This is a genomic window from Clostridium sp. CS1-1 (assembly GCF_056135525.1).
The window spans coordinates 1,725,009-1,745,505 of sequence record NZ_CM148680.1; the positions used below are offsets into that span (position 1 = coordinate 1,725,009).

Below are 20,497 nucleotides of genomic sequence, written 5' to 3' on the forward strand. Positions count from 1 at the left end.
GGAAGGTTGGGTTGGTATGAAAATAAATAAAAAATATATAAGTAATTCCCTTGCAGTGCAGATGGGTATTGTGCCAATAGTACTTACTGCAGGTCTTTATCTTATATTCAGTATTTTGGCACGGGTTCCAAGTACACCATCAGTATTAGGAGCTGGTAACAATTCTGAAAAGCTTGGACTTGTTTTATTTTCCTTTTTTAGTACATCAATAGTTGGTGGATTTATAGGATTTGTTTTTTCAAAGAGATCAGAAAGCAAACTAGCCTCTGAAAGAACTAAATACTCAATATCTATAATACCTGTTATATATACTATTATATTTACTATTATTGTAGAAATGATGTCGAAGGGAGATTATAATTCAGGTTGGTGGGCTATATATGCTCTTAAAAATCCTATATTCTTAATATTTGATTTTTCACTTTTCTTTATAGGATTACATTTTATTGTTCCTATTGCAGAGATAATGGGGTACTTAGGGTTTATATTTGGAATCTTTATATATGAACAAAGAAATAAAACTAAAATAAAGAGTGAATTTTCAAGAGATTTAAAGGTAATCTTAACAGTTGTGAGCATTACTGTGGTTGTATTTGTAGGTGTTATCACAAAAGATATTATTAATAATGGGTTTATTGAACTACTATATGGTAAGTCTACAATAGGACAGGAGTTAACTGAATTCAATTTAGAAACAATAGCACCATTTAAGAAAAATAACGGGCTTGCTACACTCGATAAAGAAGCATCCCTACAATTCATAGATTTTGAAGAAATGCCACGACTTGATGGTGCAACAGCAGCTTATCCAATTTATGCTGCTTTTGTACAATCCGTATATAAAGGGCTTGGTAACTATTATGACGTTAACAAAGGAAATCAAGATAAAGATATTTTCTCTGCTTTTGTATCAAGTAATAATTACCCCTTTGATATAGTTAAATGTTCAAAGACTAATAGTGCATATGAAAGTCTTATAAGTGGTCAGACTGATATCATATTCGTTGCAGAACCGTCGAAGGCTCAGGTTGATGCTATAAAAGCAAAAGGCGACGATTTTATATTAACACCTATCGGATATGAAGCTTTTGTGTTTTTCACAAATGTAAAGAATCCAGTCAATAATATTACAATAAATCAAATACAAGACATTTATTCAGGCAAAATAACGAACTGGAAAGATATTGGTGGACAAAGTAAAAGTATATTGCCATATCAGCGTCCTCAGGATTCTGGCAGTCAGACAATAATGCAAAATAGAGTTATGAAGGATATTGCAATGTTAACTCCGACAAAGGAAACCTACTCAGGGGGAATGGGAGAAATAATAAGTCAAGTTTCAAGCTATAAAAATGCTAAAAATTCAATAGGTTACTCCTTCATGTATTATTCATCTTCAATGGTAAAAAGCAATCAAATAAAATACATTGCTATTAATGATGTTAAGCCAACTGCTGAAACAGTTCGTAATAAAACATATCCTTTTATTGTACCTGTTTATGCTGTGACTTTAAAATCAAATGCTAAAAAAAGTGTAAATAAGTTTATTGGTTGGATATTATCAGACGAAGGTCAAAGTCTTATTCAGAAAACAGGTTATATACCTTTAAATTAACTATATTTAAAAGGCTAAAGTTACTTATACTTATTTAGAAATCGGCTTAGGAACTTCTAGTTACTCAATACATGCCCTATATTTTGCTATTTGCCACGTAAGTGGCGCTATGAGTTTCTATATTTTTCATTATAAAAAGTATATAATTTTATATTTACATCAGAGTAATAATAATATATACTAATGTATATACACCAGTATATATTAGGAGGAATAATAAATGAAAAATATTAAAAAACTTACTTATACAGGCCTTTTGACAGCATTATCAATTGTAATTCCATTAACTTTCGGATTTTTAAAGGTACAAGCAGGCCCTTTTAGTGCTACTTTAGCATCTCATGTGCCGTTATTTATAGCTATGTTTTTAGGGCCTTTCGCAGCAGCTATGGTTGGAGTTGGTTCAGCGTTAGGTTTCTTAGTATCAGCACCAGCAGTAATAGCAGCAAGAGCTTTTATGCATACATTTGTTGGACTAGTAGGTGCGCTTCTTATAAAAAAAGGTGTTTCTTTTAATAAGGTTGTATTAATTACTGCACCAATTCATGCAATATTAGAAGCTATAGCTGTAATTCCTTTCGGATTTACAATGTACAAGGTACTTGTAGTTGTTGGAGTAGGTACATTACTACATCACATGGTAGATGGTATTATTGCTTTCGCATTAATTAAGTCTTTATCTAAGAGTTTAAGATTAGATTTGAGGAAGGCAGCAATTTAATTTACAGCCAAGGTGTTTATGATATAATAAGTTGTAAATTTAATATGGGTATGTATATAAAGATATGATAGTTCAAATTTGAATTAGCATATCTTTATTTTATTAACTACCCTTTAAAAGTTATATAAAAAACTCAATTGAACTCAATCTACCATCATTGATATATTTTTATCTAATAATGTGTAACACTCCCATACTACATATGTGAGGGATGCAAGCTTGAGCGCATATAATATTGCTGTATTTTACTGAATATTATAGTGTTTAGTAAAAGTATGGTATAATATGGGTAGAAGGTGAGGTGAGTAAGGATGTATTTATGTGTAAAACAGCAGCTAAAAAAGATATCTAAAGAAGATTATAAAAATATTAGGGAGTTATCACATATTGCTAAAAATCTATATAACTATGGATTGTATAATGTAAGGCAATATTACTTTGAACAAAAAGAATATCTTAACTATGAAAAGAATTATGCCATTTGTAAAAGTAATGAAAATTATAAATTACTAAATAGTAATATGGCTCAACAAATTCTAAAAGAAGTAGATGGAGTGTTTAAATCATTTTTTGGATTAATTAAACTTGCAAAGAAAGGTACATATGATTTTAGGGCAATTAAACTACCTAGATATCTTAAAAAAGATGGCTTCGCAACTCTTGTAATAGGTTTTGTAAGAATAAATGGTAATGAACTAGTTATTCCTTATTCCAATAATTACAAAAAAAACCATAAGCATATTAAAGTTAAAATACCACCTATACTCTTAGATAAGAAAATAAAAGAGATTAGAATAATACCTAAGGATAATGCAAGGTTCTTTGAAATTCAATATACTTATGAAGTAATTGAAACTCAAAGGGAATTAGATAAAACAAAAGCACTTGCGATAGATATAGGAATAAATAATCTTGCTACTTGTGTAACAAATAAGGGAAAAACATTCATTATAGATGGAAGAAGATTAAAATCCATTAACCAATGGTTTAATAAAGAAAATAGTAGATTACAGAGCATAAAGGATCTACAAGGAATTGGTGGAACTACCAAAAAGCAGTCTATATTAAGAAACAACAGAAACAATAGAGTAAATGATTACATTAATAAGACTTGCAGATATATTATTAATTATTGTTTAGGAAATAATATAGGTAATTTAGTAATTGGATACAATGAAACACTTCAAAGATATAGTAATTTAGGCAAGGTTAACAATCAAAACTTTGTTAACATACCAGTTGGAAATATAAAAGAAAAGTTAGAATATCTTTGTAAGCTATATGGAGTTAACTTTGTAAAGCAAGAAGAAAGCTATACTTCAAAGGCCAGTTTTTTTGATAATGATATTATGCCTAAATATAATGCAGATAATCCAATACAGACAATTTTTGCAGGTAAGAGAATTAATAGGGGACTATATAAAACTAAAGGTGGATACTGTCTAAATGCTGATGTCAACGGAGCATTAAATATATTAAAGAAAAGTAGCGTTGTGGACTTACAAGTCCTATACAGTAGTGGCGAGGTGGATACGCCCATAAGAATAAAGATTGCATAAAATTTAAGTCTTATGAAGCCACCATTTCTAAAGTGGGGGAGTTCACAATATCTATAAAATTAGGATTTGAATACTAGGCTGGAGGTGAGTCACTTGGCGTTGAGTTTAGAACAAATGGAGTTAGAGAGAAAAAATTTGAAAGAGACTAACTCTTGGATTAAGGATGAAATCGTTAAAAATGAAGAAGATGATAGAGAGTTAAAGAATAAAATTGATAGTCTTAGAAAGCAAACAAAAGGCAAATACAATGAAGAGTTGGAAACTAAGGAAAAGCTTTATAAGATAACTCATAAAAATTTAGAAAAATATCTGGAAGCAAAGGGGCAGCCATACTTCGGAAGAATAGATTTTAGGGAGTATAGAAGAGATAAGGAAAGTTTTTATATAGGAAAGCTTGGACTCGGAGATATGACAACAGGTGATGAAAAGGTTATTGACTGGAGGTCACCACTTGCGGACTTATATTACAGTGGAACCTATGGAGATTCCTTTTATAGAGCACCTATGGGAGTGATTAGTGGAGATTTAAGCTTGAAAAGAAAGTTTTTGATTAGAAACGGTGAGCTTACTGACGCTTTTGACGAAGGAATAAATGAAATTATATTAAAGTCTGCAAATGAAGAGGGGAATTCATTAATTGACGAATTTTTAAGGATTAACCTTGAGGAAAGTGTAAGCAGTAAGCTTAAGGATGTAGTAGCAACAATTCAAAAGGAGCAAAATGATGTTATAAGAGCAGAGAAAAATACTGCGCTTATAGTTCAAGGGTCAGCAGGCTCCGGAAAGACTACTGTAGCTCTACATAGACTTGCATATTTATTATATAAATATAAGGAAAGATTAGATGGGAAAGACATACTAGTAATAGCTCCAAACAAGTTGTTTTTAGATTACATATCTGATGTTTTACCAGATCTTGGAGTAGGTAATGTAAAGCAGAATACTTTTGAGGATATAGCCCTTGAAGTATTGGGAATCAAAGGGAAAGTACTTACTAAGGACAAAAAGCTCTCGTATATTTTAGAGGAGAAAAATGGTAAAGGTCTAGAACCTATTACTAGAGCTAGCAATTTGAGGGGGACCATAGAGTATAAAAGTTTATTAGATAAATATGTTCAATTTATGGAGTTAAAAGATTTAGAAATAGAAGATATTAAAGTTCAAAACTATACACTCTTCGAAACTGAAGAAATAAAAAGACTCTATGGAAAAGATATGGCTCATCTATCATTGAATAATAGAAAAGATGAAATAAAAAGATATTTTAATTTAAAAATAGATGAGAAGATATTAAGTATTCTTGATAGGATAGACTTCTCCTTTGAATATCAAATATCACGAACAAAAAAAACTATGGAAGATAGTCCTGAAAGAAGAGGAAAGCTTACAGAATTATATAACGAACGGGATATTAAGAAGAAGGAGCTTAAATTAGAAGCAAGAAGCAGTTTTGAAGAATACTTTAAAAGGTGGAAGCAAGTAGATACACAAAAGCTATATGTTGAATTTCTAAAAAATGATGAAATCTTAAGAGAATTTGTAGATTCCGGAGAAATAAGAGAATTAATTAACCAAATAAAGAAAGAGTTTACGGATAACTTTGAAAAAGGAATAGTAGATAGTGATGATTTAGCATCTATGATGTATTTAAAATTTAAAATTGAAGGGGTGCCGGATAAGTATAAATACAAGCATATAGTAATCGACGAGGCACAGGATTATAGTTATTTTCAAATTGCAGTTATAGGAGAAATGGTGTCAAGTAATTCATTAACAATAGTGGGAGATATAGGACAGGGAATATACTATTATAGAGGCATTCAGAGTTGGGAAAAGCTTATAGATGAAGTATTTAAGGATAAGGGAACGTATGTGCAACTAACTCAGAGCTATCGTTCTACAGTAGAAATAATAAATTTTGCCAATAAAGTGCTGTCGTTGCAAGAAAATAAATTGAAACCTGCAACACCAGTTTTAAGACATGGAAAGGTTCCTGAGGTTTTAGAATTTAAAACAAACAAAGAGTTTGCTCAAAGGATAGACAAAATAGTTGAAGAGGTAGAAAATATAAATAAGAAGAGTGTAGCGATTATTGGAAGGACTTATGATGAGTGTAAAAAAATTAAGGAATACTTGAAAAAGAATAGTAGTTATAAATGGGAACTCGTAAAAGATACGGATAAAAACCTAAAGTTAGAGAAAATAATAATACCATCTTATATGACTAAAGGTTTAGAATTTGATTGTAGTGTAATATATAATTGCAATAAGGAAAACTATTCAAATAATGAGCTGGATAAGAAGATATTATATGTAGTGCTTACAAGAGCACTTCATTTAGAGTATATATTTTATAATGGAGAGAAGTCTGAAATTATTGAGTAGAAAGTAATAAAAAAACTCAACAAATAATCATTATTAGTATTGAAAAATAATTGTTTTATGTTAAAATAAATACATGAGGAAAATGTATACAATGTATATAGTGTATATAGTTCAGGAGGGGTAACGCATGAGTAGTGTAAAGTTAAAAAGTAATATTCATTGGATTGGAGTTGATGATCCAGATCTAAGAATATTCGATATCATAATGGAAACAAAAAAGGGAACAACTTATAATTCATATATAGTAGATGATGAAAAAGTTGCTGTCATCGACATTGTTAAAGAGGGATTTTTCGATACCTATTTATCAAATATAAAAGAGGTTATAGGAGATAGAAAGGTTGATTATATAGTTGTTCAGCATACAGAGCTAGATCACAGTGGATCGATAGTAAGATTAATAGAAACTTACCCAGAAGCAACTATTATCGGATCAAGAGCAGCTCTAATTTATTTAAAAGACATTATAAATAAAGAGTTTAAGAGTATGGAAGCGCCGAAAGAGTTAAGTCTTGGAAATACTACCTTAAAATTTATTGTAGCACCAAACCTTCATTGGCCGGATACAATGTTTACCTATGCAGTAGAAAACGAAGTAATATTTACTTGTGATTTCTTAGGATGTCACTATTGTCCTAAGAGCGGAAATATAACTAAAAATACTGAGGAATATCATGAAGAAATGAAATACTACTTCGATGTAATAATGGGGCCATTTAAGAAATTTGTATTGGCTGGTTTAGATAAAATTAAAGACTTGAAATTTGATATGGTATGTACAAGTCACGGTCCTGTTCATATTGAAGACATATCAAAGTATTTAGAGTTATACAGAGAATGGGCTACAGTAGAAGCTCCTTCAGAAAAAAATGTTCAAGTTTTCTATGTTTCAGCTTACGGTAATACTGAAAAAGTTGGTAAGTACATGGCTGAAAAAATCAACTCAAAAGGCATTAAGGCAGAAGCACATGAGATTACATCAATGGATATGAATGACATAATATCTCTTGTAGAAAAATCAACAGGAATACTTGTAGGTTCTCCAACTATAAACCAAGATGCTGTTAAGCCAGTATGGGATATGTTATCCTTAGTATGTGCTATTACTAATAGAGGAAAAGCAGCAGGCGCATTTGGTTCCTTTGGATGGAGCGGCGAAGGTGTTCAAATGATAACTGATAGATTGAAATCTTTAAAATTTAAGGTTGTAGAAGAAGGCTTTAAATTTAAATTTGTACCTAATGAAGATGAATTAAAGAAAGCTGATGAATTCGTAGATAAATTTTTAGAATTAATGTAAAAAGTAATAAGAGGCTATCTCAAAATGATTAAAAATTATTTTGAGATAGCCTCTTATTATTATGCTAAATATATTCATTATATATTTGATCGTAGAAAATACAAGAAAATTATTTAAAAATGGAAAGTTAAAAATATTATTTTTAATAATAATTTATTCATAAACGTGAAAAAAATACACATAAATACGCACTAAAAATTACAAAAATTATTCTTGTGTGAAAATATTTTCACAATTATAAAAATATTTATAGACTTTCCGATGAAGGTGTTTTATAATAATATTATGAATATTAGAAAAAAGCAAGATGAGCTTCATTTACATTTTAATGATGAAAATGTAGTAAGTTATATAAAAAAATTTTTTCTAGTGTTTAATATTTAATCATTAAACAAATTATTTAATTTATATTTTGTAAACCTTATCAATAAAAAAGATGAGTTTTTAACTCAATCTTATATACTATCTTAAGGGGGATTTATTATGAATGGACAAGTTGAAATTTTGACTGAACAACAGAAGCCGAAGCATCCTAAGGGACTCTATCTCTGTGGTCTGACAAATCTGTGGGAAAGATTTGCATATTATGGAGTTAGATCAACATTAGTTTTATTCTTAACAGCACAAATTGCAACTGGTGGTTTGGGGTTTTCAAAAGCTGAGGCAGCATCTTTTTTTGGAACCTATGCTGCTCTAACGTATCTTTCACCAGTCATAGGTGGATGGATTTGTGACAGATACATAGGGGCAAGCTTTTGTGTAATTATAGGCAGTTTATTAATGGCTGCAGGTTATGTTGTTGCTTTTGTATCACAAGGACAAGCATCGATTTATATCATGATGTACCTTGTAGTTGCAGGAACTGGTTTTTTTAAAGGAAACTTAAACACACTAGTCGGTAGCTTATATGAACAAGAGGATCCTAGAAAAGACGGGGCTTTTTCAATCATGTACTCATTTGTAAATGTTGGGGTTATGTTTGGGCCACTTATTTGTGGACTTTTAGCAAATGAATTTTTCTCAACAAAAGTCAATGGTCAAATTACGTTTTATGGATATAAATATGTTTTTTTAGCAGGGGCTATAGCTTCTATGATGACAGCGATTACATTTATAATTGGAAGAAAGAAATATATAGGAGAGAGTGGAAATTTTCCAACAGCTAGACTACATCTGGCTACAGATTCTGAATCCCATAAGAATACTGAACCATTAAGTGAAAAAGAAAAGAAGAGAACCTTAGTTATTGTAGTATTAGCATTTTTCTCAATGTTCTTTTGGACTGCGTACAATCAAGCATCCACCTCTATAGCTCTTTACACTAATGATTTCATAAATATGAATATCGGTAGCTTTACTGTTCCAGTACAGTGGCTTGATTCTTGGAATGGATTTCTATGTGTCGTATTAGGACCAATAATGTCGGCTATATGGTATAAACTTTCAAAAAGTAAAAACGGAGATTTTACTGTTTCAAATAAAATGGCTCTTGCATTTGTATTTTTGGCGGGCGGCTTTGTATTTATGATATTTGCTGTTTTACAAAGAGGAACAGGTATAGACCCTTCAATAAAGGCTAGCGTAATTTGGGTAGTATTATTTTATGTATTCCAAAGTATAGGCGAAATGTGCTTTTCTCCTATAGGGAATTCTATGGTAAGTAAAATTGCACCACCTAAGTATGCGTCACTATTAATGGGTGCCTGGTTTATAAGCATATTTGCTGCTGGTAAGTTAGCTGGATATGGACAAGGTGTTATGGATAAATTAGGAACTCTACAGGTATTTATAGCTATACCAATAATTCTCGTTGTAATCGGCGCAATATTATTTTCTTTAAACAAAACACTATCACAATTAATTGAATAAAAAACACTTGACCTAAAGGCATATATATAAGTAAATATATTTTTAATTTAAGATTGTAGGCAATAAAAAAATTCACAATGTCAACATCATCAAATCTGGTGATAAGTAACACAGGGTATCTACCGTGTTAATACAAGTAAAATAATATTATTTTTAAATTTTAATTCAAATAATAGGAAAATGAAAAACGCCTCTTGAAATCTAAAAATTTCAGATGACGTGAGATCACAAAAAATTATAATTAAGTAGGAGGAAAAAATATGTATAAAGAAAGAATAGCTAAGTTAAGAGGCTTGATGAATCATAAGAATATTGATGCTGCACTTCTAGTAGGGGATTTTAACAGAAATTATTTAAGTGGATTTACGGGAAATGAGAGTTTTTCGATTATAACTAAAAACAAGGCGTTTTTTATTACAGATTCAAGATTTACTGAGCAGGCAAGACAACAAGTTAAAAACTATGAGATATTAGAATATAATAAAAATCTTCCTTTTGCAGACTTTTTAGGAGAAATGGTTAAAGAAAATAATATAAAGAGGCTTGGTTTTGAAGAAGATGTATTACCTTTTAGTATTTACAATCTTTATAGAGGTAAAGTTCAATGTGAACTAGTTCCTATGGAAAGAATAGTTGAGACTATAAGAACTATAAAAGATGAATCTGAGATAAAGTTAATAAAAAGGGCAGCAGAAATCGCAGATGAGGCTTTTGAATATATAATTAAGTTTATAAAGCCAGGGATGACAGAAAGAGAAATAGGGCTTGAACTTGAATTTTATATGAAAAAATTAGGAGCACAAGAATTATCTTTTCCTTCAATTATTGCGTCAGGTGTTAGATCAAGTCTACCTCACGGGGAAGCTACGGATAAGGTTGTTAATAAAGGAGAATTTTTGACGCTTGACTTTGGGTGTGTTTATGAAGGGTACTGTTCTGATATGACAAGAACGATTGTAATTGGGAAACCATCAGAGCAGATGATAGAGATTTATAACATTGTACTTGAAGCACAAGAAATAGCTTTAAGAACTTTTAAAGCTAATATACCTGCTATAGATGTAGATAAAATTGCAAGAGAGTATATAAAGGAAAAAGGTTATGGAGATTACTTTAGACATGGGCTTGGACACGGTGTAGGTAGGCAAATTCATGAGGCGCCTAGTGTTGGATATGGAAGCACTGAACAACTACAATCAGGTATGGTTGTTACAGATGAACCAGGAATATACATACCAGGTTTTGGTGGTGTAAGAATAGAAGATCTACTTGTTATCACTGAAAATGGATCAGAAGTACTATCAAAATCACCAAAACATCTTATATGCATAGATTAGACCTATATAATTGATTTAAAGAATTGTAATATAAGTTTTTGAAACATTACTTATAGAATTTTCTTGAATTTTTACTTAAAGTAAATTTTTGAGATTACTGAATTTAAGGAGAACTAAATAGTAATCCTGTTTTAGTATAAATTTACTTATTTTGTGTTAATTACAGACAATCATAATTTATGAGGAGGAATTTTGATGATACAAGAAAGAATAAATAAAATTTTAAAGCTTATGGAAGAGAAAAAGGTATCTCAGATGATAGTTTCTGATCCATCTGCTATATTTTATCTTACAGGAAAATGGATTCATCCAGGTGAAAGAATGCTAGCACTATATATTAATTTAAGTGGGAACAACAAAATTTTTATAAATGAGTTATTCCAAGTAACGGAGGATCTAGGCGTGCAAAAGATTTGGTTTAATGATACCGAAGATCCTGTTGAAATTCTTGCAAAGTACGTTGAACATGATAAACCAATAGGTGTAGACAAGAATTGGCCAGCTCGATTCCTTTTAAGACTAATGGACCTTGGATGTGGCAGCACATTTACTAATGGTTCTGAAATTTTAGATAAAGTAAGAATGTGTAAAGATGAGAAAGAAAAGGAGCTCATGAGAGAAGCTTCAAGACTAAATGATATTGCTATAGATAAGATGATAAAGCTTATCCCACAAGAACATTCAGAAAAGAAAATGGGTCAGTTGCTTTTAAACATATGGGAAGAACTAGGAGCTGAGGGACATTCCTTTGATCCAATTATAGGCTATGGTGCAAATGCTGCAGATCCTCATCATTCGATGGATAACTCAACAGTTAAACCAGGAGATAGTGTAGTTATTGATATTGGTTGCAGAAGTAATTCATATTGTTCAGATATGACAAGAACTGTATTCTATAAACATGCTTCTGAAAAAGCTAAAGAAGTTTATAGCATAGTACGCGAAGCTAATAAAAGAGGCATTGCGAAGGTAAAAGCAGGAGTTAGGTTTTGTGATATTGATGCTGCTGCCAGGGATTATATTACAGAAAAGGGTTATGGTAAATATTTCACACACAGATTAGGTCATTCAATAGGAATAGAGGTCCATGATTTTGGTGATGTTTCTTCTGTTAATACAGATAAAGTAGAGGTAGGTCAAATTTTCTCAATAGAGCCAGGTATTTATATTCCTGGTGAAGTCGGCGTACGTATAGAAGACCTAGTAATCGTTACAGAAGAGGGATGCGAAGTATTAAATAAGTATCCTAAGGATTTAATCATTGTAGAGTAGAACTAAAAAGTGTTTATATATGCAAAAACTAAAAGATGGATTCTTAGGAGTCCATTTTTTAGTTTTTGAAAGAAATAAGGCTATCTCTATAGAAATTGCTTTCTCTAGAGATAGCCTTATTTTTATTACTTTAAATATCCAAAAGTCCATGAAACTAAGTCAATATACAAATCTGCAGTTTTGTCGTTTTCATCAAGCTCTGGATTAAGTTCCACGATATCCATAGATTTTACAAGTTTAGTTTCCATCAAGTATTTTAGCATATACTTAACTTCAATTACACTCATTCCTTTTGCTACTGGAGTACCAGTACCAGGAACTAAATCTGGATCAATACAATCCACATCAAAACTTAGATGAACTGCTTTTATTCCTTTATCTAACATTTTGTTATGGATTATTTCCATTATCTTTTCTAGTCCTATATTACGAATGTCTTCTGTAGAGAATACAGTCATATTATGATTTTTGATTAATTCTTTTTCTCCATCATCAAGGTCTCTTGCTCCAATAATAAATACATTCTCAGGTTTTACTTTTCCGCCTATATGGTATAAATCCACTAGTTCGTCATATCCTATGCCCATAGCAGCTGCAAGTGGCATTCCATGAACATTCCCTGATGGTGTAGTTTCAGGAGTATTTATATCACCATGTGCATCTATCCAAATAACTGCTAGGTTATCGTAAAATTTGCTTGCACCCGATATGCTTCCTAGACCGATTGAATGATCTCCACCCATAACGAGCGGAAAGCTATCAGCACAAAGAGCACTATAAACTTGATGAGCAAGGTTTCTATTAACGTTAACAATAGGTTTTAAATACTTCATAGTTGGGTGAAATTCATATTTAAGATGATCTGGTATATTTTCAACATAAAGATCTCCGCAATCATATACAGTGTGATTATTTCTTCTAAGAACCTCTACAATATTTTTTTCTCTAAGTTTACTTGGTCCAAACTCTGAGCCTTTTTTATCAGATCCGAAAAAAATTGGTACACCAATTAAGCTAATGTTCATTATAATTACCTCCGTATATAAATAATTTGGTTGCTTTAAACTCTCACTTAAAGCGTTCTTTAAATTAAATCCAGCCTGTACCATTATCTAACCTTGTATTCTAATTTATAACGTAGAATTTGGCAGTGATTGGATGATTTTTATCATATGATACTTGATTATATACTAATCAAAAAAAATAAAAAGTAGTTTTTAAAAAGACAGTCAATTGGGAAAATTTTTACTTTTTATAAGTATTCATATATGAGACATATATACAAAATATATTTATCACAGATAATATATAATTAATATTAATTAAGTATTATTGGCATTATAATAACAATTGCTTTATATTAAATTGCCCATTTTGAATAGAATTTATAGTTGAATATATTAATTATTAAGCACCAATGAATAAATAAAGTTACATAAATACAAAAAAAAATATTGTTTTACTTATAATTCAATAAAAGTAATAAAAAAGGAAATAGTATTAAATATACAATGAAAGTTTTTTTGAGTCTAGTATATAATATAAAAGTATTAGTAAAAATGACTCACTTGTGGTAAAATTACTACGTTAAACTCAAATATGGAAAAACTTAGTTTTGTACTAAATTAGTTACTATAACAAAAGTAACTTTAATAGAAGGAGATGTTACTATGGATAAGAAAAAAATAATAGACATTTTACAAAGTAATGGTTTAGAGGAAATAGAAGATTTAAGCTATGAAGATGTAGTTGTGTTAAGATTTTTCTTTGATTTTGATGATGATGAGTTAAATGCAGCAAAAGCTTATGCTAACGATGAGTGTGAGGAAGAGGAAGAAAGTGATACATGGTATGATGAATTTTATCTACAGTATTTGAGTGAATTGGCAGTTGATAATGTAGGTGAAATAATAGAAGACTTAATGGAAGAACTTGAGATTGAATCACAGTACATGTCATATGAATTAGACAAAGAAAACCATGAATATAGTGAGTTTATAGCCGTATTTTATGAAGCGGGTAAAGATGTTGATTTAGATAAAATATTAGATAAAATCGAAGGATAAATATTCAAAATGTAAATACTTCTTAACTAAGACGCTGACAACCTACAAATTATTATGATTTGTAGGTTTTTGTTATGTAAAACGATAATAACGCATAAATGTATATAAATCTTATTGAGCTTTAACAAAATCTTTATATCTTTGATACTCTAAAATAAGCTTGTCTAACTCTTGGCTACACTCGACTACGTTATCGTCAGTCAATTTCTTCTCATCTAATAAATCATATAAAGTTTCTTTTAAATTATCAATTTCTTTATTTAAAATTCTTATATCCATACTCATATTAATTACCTCATTACAAAATTCAATTATTTTTGGCACTTCTATATTCTAGCAGAAAACATAAAATTAATCACATCTTTTATTAGTCAACAAAATTCTTATTTCAACAAAATTTTACGTGGTTTCTGTAGATAAAGTGTGGATTAGTGTGTGGAGTAAATGTGGAGTAAATGTGGAAAAACGGAAAAATATGTCTTTACATACTGGTATGAAAGAATGTGTAAAAAAATGGAATCAAAAAATAATGTCTAAAAGTTTTTCGTTTTTATAGCCATATTTATAATATAAATCAATATTTAAAACCTAGTTATTAGACTAAGATATTAGTGCATATTTAGTAATATTTTAAAATGTAAATGTTTAATGTTATATATTATAACTTGAGTTATCGACTAAATGTGATATAATATTTAAGTGTAGGACAGGTAAAATGGTGTAAAATACACATGAATGATATATAATAATGAGGCTTATTAAGAATATATACATAATATTAATAATAACAAATAATTTAATAGCAATTGGAGGTAAATTTTATGTTGAATACAGATATAGCTATGGGACTTGTTAGGGTTACAGAAGCAGCAGCTCTTTGTTCTGCTAAGTTTATGGGAAGAGGAGATAAAATTGCAGCTGACCAAGCGGCAGTAGATGGTATGGAAAAAGCTTTTGCAATGATGCCTGTTAGAGGTACTGTTGTAATTGGAGAAGGAGAATTGGACAATGCTCCTATGCTATATATAGGTCAAAAAGTAGGTATAGGTGAAGAAAATATGCCTGAAATGGATATAGCAGTAGACCCATTAGATGGAACTAGTTTAATCGCAAAAGGATTGCCTAATGCAATTGCAATAGTTGCTATGGGGCCAAAGGGAAGTTTATTCCATGCTCCAGATATGTATATGAAAAAGCTTGTTGTAGGACCTGGTGCTAAAGGGGTTGTTGATATAAATAAATCTCCAAAAGAAAATATGTTAAATGTAGCTAAGGCTTTAAATAAGGATATAACAGAACTTACTGTGATAGTTCAAGAAAGAGAGAGACATGATTATATAGTAGAAGCAGCAAGAGAAGTTGGAGCTAGGGTAAAATTATTTGGTGATGGAGACGTTGCAGCTGCAATTGCTTGTGCTTTCGAAGATACAGGAATAGATATGTTTATGGGCACAGGTGGAGCTCCAGAAGGAGTTATAACGGCTGCTGCGATTAAGTGTATGGGTGGAGAAATGCAAGCTAAATTAGAGCCACATACAGAAGAAGAAAAGGATAGATGCAAAGCTATGGGAATAAACGATATAGATAAGACGCTTTTTATAGATGATTTAGTAAAAAGTGATGATGTTTATTTTGCAGCAACTGGTATTACTGATTGTGATTTATTAAAAGGTGTTGTGTTCTCAAAGAATGATTGGGCAGCTACTCACACAGTTGTAATGAGAGCTAAGACAGGAACTATAAGATTTGTTGAAGCTCATCACGATTTAAACAGAAGTAGTTTAGTAGTAAGATAATAATAAAAACTCCTTTGACTCTGGTTGAAGGAGTTTTTGTTATTTAAGAAATATTTTGAAATAAGCGATTTCCATACTATATTTGACAATAAATTAAGGTATAATGTAATATAAAAATGTAATTATAAATATTAAGTAGGAGTGATCGTGATGAATATCGATGAGTTAACAGCAAGAATAAATTTTTTATATAAAAAAAGTCAAAATGAAGGACTTACACCAGAGGAAAAAGACGAGCAGCAAAAACTTAGACAAAGATATATTGATAATGTAAAAAGAAACTTTAGAGCTCAATTAGAAGGAATAGAAAGAATCCCAGCTAAAGATAAATAGGTTAAAAGGAGGAAATGTATGGCAGTAACTGTAAAAGACCTTATAGCAGACCTAAATCTCGAAATAGTTAATGAAGGCGATAAGGTTAGTGAAATAAAGGTTATAGATATAAATAGACCAGGGCTTCAATTTTCAGGATTTTATAACTATTATGCAAATGAAAGAGTTCAGGTTGTTGGAAAAGCAGAGTGGAGTTTTTTGGATGCGATGCAGCCATCTTTAAGAAGAAAGAGATTAGAAAAATACTTTAAATTTGATAATCCATGTACAATAATGACAAGAGGATTGGATCCACACCCAGAATTTATGGAAACTGCCATAAGTAATAATAGATGGATTTTAAGAACGAAAAATACTTCTACAAGATTTGTAAATAAGCTAATGAATTACTTAGATGATAAGTTAGCGCCGGAAACAAGGCTTCATGGAGTTCTTGTAGATGTTTATGGAATAGGAATACTTATCACTGGTGAAAGTGGTATAGGGAAAAGCGAAACAGCACTAGAGCTCATTAAAAGAGGCCACAGGCTTGTAGCTGATGATGCCGTAGATATTAAGGAAATAGATGGCAAGCTTTATGGAACATCGCCTTACATAACTGCTGGAATGATAGAAGTAAGGGGAATGGGAATAATAGATATACCAGCTCTCTATGGGTTAAGCTCTATACTAAAAAGCAAAGAGATACACCTCGTTACTTATATCGAACAGTGGAAGGATGAGCAAAACTACGATAGGTTAGGAATAGATAAGGAATTTGTAGATATATTAAATGTCCCTATTAGAAAGATTAAAATTCCAATAAGACCAGGCAGAAATGTAGCTGTTATAATCGAAGCAGCTGCAGCTAACTATAGATATAGCTTTATAACTAATATTACACCTGTAGATATAATAGGTCAAAGAATAAAGGAAGAATCTGAAAAGAGGGAGTTAGGTGGAAAGTAAAAAAGATATTAGAAAAATGATAAAAGAAAGAAGGGCGTTTATAACTAAGGAGGAAAAGGAAAATTTAGATAAGTTTATATTTGAAAAAGTGGTAAGTAGCAAAGAATATAAAGAAGCAGAATTTATATTCATTTTCGTAAGCTATGATACTGAGGTTGATACTCATAATATTATAAAGCGAGCAATTAAAGACGAAAAAAAACTATGTGTTCCTAAAATAATATCTTTACAAGAAGGAATGATTTTAGTTCAAATTAAGAGCTTCTATGATTTAGAGGAAGGCGCTTATGGAATACTAGAACCTAAAGATATAACGTTAAAAGTTGATGAGTCATTAATTGATGTTTCTTACCTACCTGGTCTTGCTTTTGATAGAAAAGGAGGAAGAATTGGATATGGCGGAGGCTTTTACGATAGATTTTTAAGAAAAACTAGAAAAGACTCAAAAAAAATTGCACTTGGGTATAGTTTTCAAGTATTAGAAAAAGTGCCAATGGATGATAATGATGAAGTTATAGACGGAATAATTACAGATTAAACGTCACACAATATGGATAATACAAAAAGAAGTTGAGAATTGAGAATTTAGAGTGCTCAATTCTCAATTTTTAATATGAGAATATTTTTGTATCCAGTATTTATATTGGTGGTGTTTTAAATGAAAATATTTGATTTAGCAAATAATTTCAAAGATGTTACTGAGAACTTTAAGTTTGAAAAAAGCCATTATTGGATATTAGTTCATGTGGATGAATTAGAAAAAGTGAAAGAATTAATCTTACTAGATGAAGAGAGTATAGGTGAGTGCAAAAGTTTTGCTCAATCTTCTAAAATTAGCTTTTTCGATGGGTATATATTTATTATTTTTAACATATTAAATTATTATAATGAGATTGTTACCTCGAGAGAATTAAATGTATTTTTAGGTAAAGACTATTTAATTACCGTTTATAAGGATGATATTAATGTTATTAACAACTTAATTAAAGATATAAGTGACTCTAAAAATTGTTTCTTATTAAAAGATAAGCCTAAAGTATGCATATTACTTTATTATATTTTAGATAGAATAATTGTTAATAACTATAATGTTATATCATCGCTGGAAGCGGAAGCAGATAAAATTGAGATAAATATTTTAAAAAATCCAAGACACGAACAAATAGATAATTTGATAACTCTTAGAAGGCAAGTGTATAAAATAAAAAAATACTTAAATCCTCTAAGATATATAGGCGACAGTTTAGTGAGTAATGATAATTTAGTAATTGAGAAAGAAAATATTGGTCATTTTGTAAGCTTGAATAAAAAAATTGATAAATTAATGCTAGCTTTGGAGAATCTTGTTCAAGATTTAGCATTAGTTAGAGAAGCTTTTGAATCAGAAATTGCCAATAAGACAAATGAATTGATGAAGGTATTTACAGTGATAGCTACTATATTTTTACCTTTGAATTTAATTACTAGTATGTATGGTATGAATTTGAAGGGAATTCCATTAATGGGTATAGAACATGGATGCTATTATATAATCTTCTTTATGTTTTGCGTAGCTTTTACTCTAATTTATATTTTTAAAAAGAAAAGGTGGCTTTAAGAAAGCTTGAGAGTGAATTTGAAGGGAGAAAAGAAATGACTAAAGATTTGATAAAAAAATATGAGTATGCTTGGGATAAGTATTCAGAGGAGGATATGAAAAATGCTTTTGGATTAGCTGATAGATATAAGGAGTTTATATCTAAATGCAAGACTGAAAGGGAGTGCGTGCTGGAGTTTATAGCTAGAGCCGAAAAAGAAGGATATAAGAACTTAGAGGATATTTTATTACAAAATGGGTCACTAAAGCCTGGTGATAAGGTTTATGCAAATAAAATGGATAAGACACTGGCTTTGTTTGTTATAGGAAGTAAGGGATTTGAAGAGGGATTAAGAATATTAGGTGCTCATGTGGATTCTCCTAGACTTGATTTAAAGCAAAATCCATTATACGAGGATACAGATTTAGCTTTATTTGAAACTCACTATTATGGTGGAATAAAAAAATATCAATGGGTTACGCTTCCGCTAGCAATTCATGGAGTTATAATAAAAAAAGATAGAACAAAAATAAATGTTGTAATAGGAGAAGATGAAACCGATCCAGTAGTTGGAGTTTCAGATCTTTTAATACACTTAGCTGCAGATCAAATGGACAAAAAAGCAAATAAGGTTATTGAAGGAGAAGATTTAAATATTCTCATTGGAAGCATCCCAGTTAAGGATAAGGATACCAAAACTAGGGTTAAAGAGAATATACTAAAATTATTGAATGAAAAGTATGACATCATCGAAGAGGATTTTGTATCTGCTGAACTAGAGATAGTTCCAGCAGGAAAAGCTAGAGATTATGGAATAGATAGAAGTATGGTTATGGCATATGGTCATGATGATAGGATATGTGCTTATACTTCTTTTGAATCAATGATGAATATAAATAACCCTGATAAAACTTGCGTAACTTTGTTAGTAGATAAAGAAGAAATAGGTAGTGTGGGAGCAACTGGAATGCATTCTAAGTTCTTTGAGGATACCTTAGCTGAAATCATGAATCTTTGTGGGGATTATAATGACTTAAAGTTGAGAAGGACACTAAGAAATTCTAAAATGCTATCTTCAGATGTTACTGCAGCTTATGATCCGAATTTTCCATCAGTTATGGAAAAGAGAAACACTGCATACTTTGGGAAAGGTGTAGTGTTTAACAAATACACTGGAGCAAGGGGAAAGAACAGTTCAAACGATGCTAATCCAGAGTATATAGCAGAACTGAGAGGGATCATGGATAAGTATAATGTATCTTGGCAAACATCTGAACTTGGAAAGGTTGATCAAGGCGGTGGCGGCACTATAGCCTATATTTTGGCTGAATATGGTATGAATGTTGTGGATTTCGGAATTGCTCTTCATAATATGCATGCCCCATGGGAAATAGCAAGTAAAGCAGACATATTTGAAGCTCTAAAGGGATATGAGGCCTTTTTAGGAGAAGCATAGAGTTATATAAGAAAGACTTGAGATTTGTTATTTATATAAATCTCAAGTCTTTTTATCCGAGGACTACCCGCTCTAATACTTCCTCGAACCCTGTGAAAGTGATTCACACAAAATCAAAGATTTGGGATATCTGCTTTTCTCCAAGAGGGTAAAGAGCGGCTACGTCCTGGATTCGTTCAACTAAGAATCAGGTGGGGTTAAAACCCCATCTGATTCAAGTTTCACTTTATTCCTAAAGATGTAGGTGCATGAATTAATAAATT

The 20,497-nt window shown here is 30.7% G+C and carries 17 protein-coding genes; 15 read left to right on the forward strand and 2 right to left on the reverse strand.

Annotated elements, in window-relative coordinates; genetic code table 11:
• Window positions 1–16: 16 nt before the first annotated feature.
• From AC0N0V_RS07905 to AC0N0V_RS07940, 8 genes are all read left to right on the forward strand, one after another.
• Window positions 17–1,615, forward strand: coding sequence for a PstS family phosphate ABC transporter substrate-binding protein (locus AC0N0V_RS07905; protein ID WP_474463349.1), 1,599 nt, complete (start codon window positions 17–19; stop codon window positions 1,613–1,615).
• Window positions 1,616–1,835: 220 nt separating this feature from the next.
• Entirely contained in the window at window positions 1,836–2,336 is a 501-nt protein-coding gene (locus AC0N0V_RS07910; RefSeq protein ID WP_474463350.1) for an ECF transporter S component, read from the forward strand.
• Window positions 2,337–2,647: 311 nt separating this feature from the next.
• Entirely contained in the window at window positions 2,648–3,895 is a 1,248-nt protein-coding gene (locus AC0N0V_RS07915) for an RNA-guided endonuclease InsQ/TnpB family protein (RefSeq protein ID WP_474463353.1), read from the forward strand.
• 114 nt (window positions 3,896–4,009) lie between these two features.
• Window positions 4,010–6,280: an RNA polymerase recycling motor HelD gene (gene helD, locus AC0N0V_RS07920; RefSeq protein ID WP_474464482.1), complete on the forward strand. Its 2,271-nt coding sequence runs from the start codon at window positions 4,010–4,012 to the stop codon at window positions 6,278–6,280.
• 127 nt (window positions 6,281–6,407) lie between these two features.
• Complete coding sequence (locus AC0N0V_RS07925; RefSeq protein ID WP_474463356.1) at window positions 6,408–7,580, forward strand: FprA family A-type flavoprotein; 1,173 nt, start codon at window positions 6,408–6,410, stop codon at window positions 7,578–7,580.
• A gap of 483 nt (window positions 7,581–8,063) precedes the next feature.
• Window positions 8,064–9,449, forward strand: a complete 1,386-nt coding sequence (locus AC0N0V_RS07930) for a peptide MFS transporter (RefSeq protein ID WP_474463358.1) — start codon at window positions 8,064–8,066, stop codon at window positions 9,447–9,449.
• A gap of 260 nt (window positions 9,450–9,709) precedes the next feature.
• On the forward strand, window positions 9,710–10,786 hold the full coding sequence (locus AC0N0V_RS07935) for a M24 family metallopeptidase (protein WP_474463361.1): 1,077 nt from the start codon (window positions 9,710–9,712) through the stop codon (window positions 10,784–10,786).
• Between the two features lie 195 nt (window positions 10,787–10,981).
• Window positions 10,982–12,058 (forward strand): M24 family metallopeptidase, encoded by a 1,077-nt coding sequence (locus AC0N0V_RS07940; protein WP_474463363.1) that lies wholly within the window; start codon window positions 10,982–10,984, stop codon window positions 12,056–12,058.
• A 125-nt stretch (window positions 12,059–12,183) separates the two neighbouring features.
• Here AC0N0V_RS07940 and rocF read toward each other — a convergent pair whose 3' ends face one another.
• The gene (gene rocF / locus AC0N0V_RS07945) at window positions 12,184–13,083 is read right to left on the reverse strand and encodes an arginase (RefSeq protein WP_474463365.1); all 900 of its coding nucleotides are present in this window, start codon (window positions 13,081–13,083) and stop codon (window positions 12,184–12,186) included.
• 645 nt (window positions 13,084–13,728) lie between these two features.
• Here rocF and AC0N0V_RS07950 point away from each other — a divergent pair.
• Entirely contained in the window at window positions 13,729–14,124 is a 396-nt protein-coding gene (locus tag AC0N0V_RS07950) for a hypothetical protein (protein ID WP_474463366.1), read from the forward strand.
• Window positions 14,125–14,235: 111 nt separating this feature from the next.
• On the opposite strand, the gene AC0N0V_RS07955 is transcribed toward AC0N0V_RS07950, so the two are convergent.
• A complete protein-coding gene (locus AC0N0V_RS07955; protein ID WP_474463368.1) occupies window positions 14,236–14,409 on the reverse strand; it encodes a Spo0E family sporulation regulatory protein-aspartic acid phosphatase in 174 nt (57 codons plus the stop codon).
• 536 nt (window positions 14,410–14,945) lie between these two features.
• Here AC0N0V_RS07955 and glpX point away from each other — a divergent pair.
• The 6 genes from glpX to AC0N0V_RS07985 all read left to right on the forward strand — a co-directional run bounded on the left by glpX (window position 14,946) and on the right by AC0N0V_RS07985 (window position 20,234).
• Window positions 14,946–15,920, forward strand: a complete 975-nt coding sequence (gene glpX, locus AC0N0V_RS07960) for a class II fructose-bisphosphatase (protein WP_474463370.1) — start codon at window positions 14,946–14,948, stop codon at window positions 15,918–15,920.
• 150 nt (window positions 15,921–16,070) lie between these two features.
• A complete protein-coding gene (locus AC0N0V_RS07965) occupies window positions 16,071–16,253 on the forward strand; it encodes a DUF896 domain-containing protein (RefSeq protein WP_474463372.1) in 183 nt (60 codons plus the stop codon).
• 18 nt (window positions 16,254–16,271) lie between these two features.
• Window positions 16,272–17,201 carry an HPr(Ser) kinase/phosphatase gene (hprK, locus tag AC0N0V_RS07970; protein WP_474463373.1) on the forward strand — a complete coding sequence of 310 codons (930 nt, stop codon included), beginning with the start codon at window positions 16,272–16,274 and terminating at the stop codon, window positions 17,199–17,201.
• Window positions 17,191–17,739: a 5-formyltetrahydrofolate cyclo-ligase gene (locus tag AC0N0V_RS07975; protein WP_474463375.1), complete on the forward strand. Its 549-nt coding sequence runs from the start codon at window positions 17,191–17,193 to the stop codon at window positions 17,737–17,739. Before hprK ends, AC0N0V_RS07975 begins: the two co-directional genes overlap by 11 nt.
• Window positions 17,740–17,859: 120 nt before the next feature.
• Window positions 17,860–18,798, forward strand: a complete 939-nt coding sequence (locus AC0N0V_RS07980) for a magnesium transporter CorA family protein (protein WP_474463377.1) — start codon at window positions 17,860–17,862, stop codon at window positions 18,796–18,798.
• A 35-nt stretch (window positions 18,799–18,833) separates the two neighbouring features.
• Window positions 18,834–20,234 (forward strand): aminopeptidase, encoded by a 1,401-nt coding sequence (locus AC0N0V_RS07985; RefSeq protein ID WP_474463378.1) that lies wholly within the window; start codon window positions 18,834–18,836, stop codon window positions 20,232–20,234.
• Window positions 20,235–20,497 lie beyond the last annotated feature (263 nt).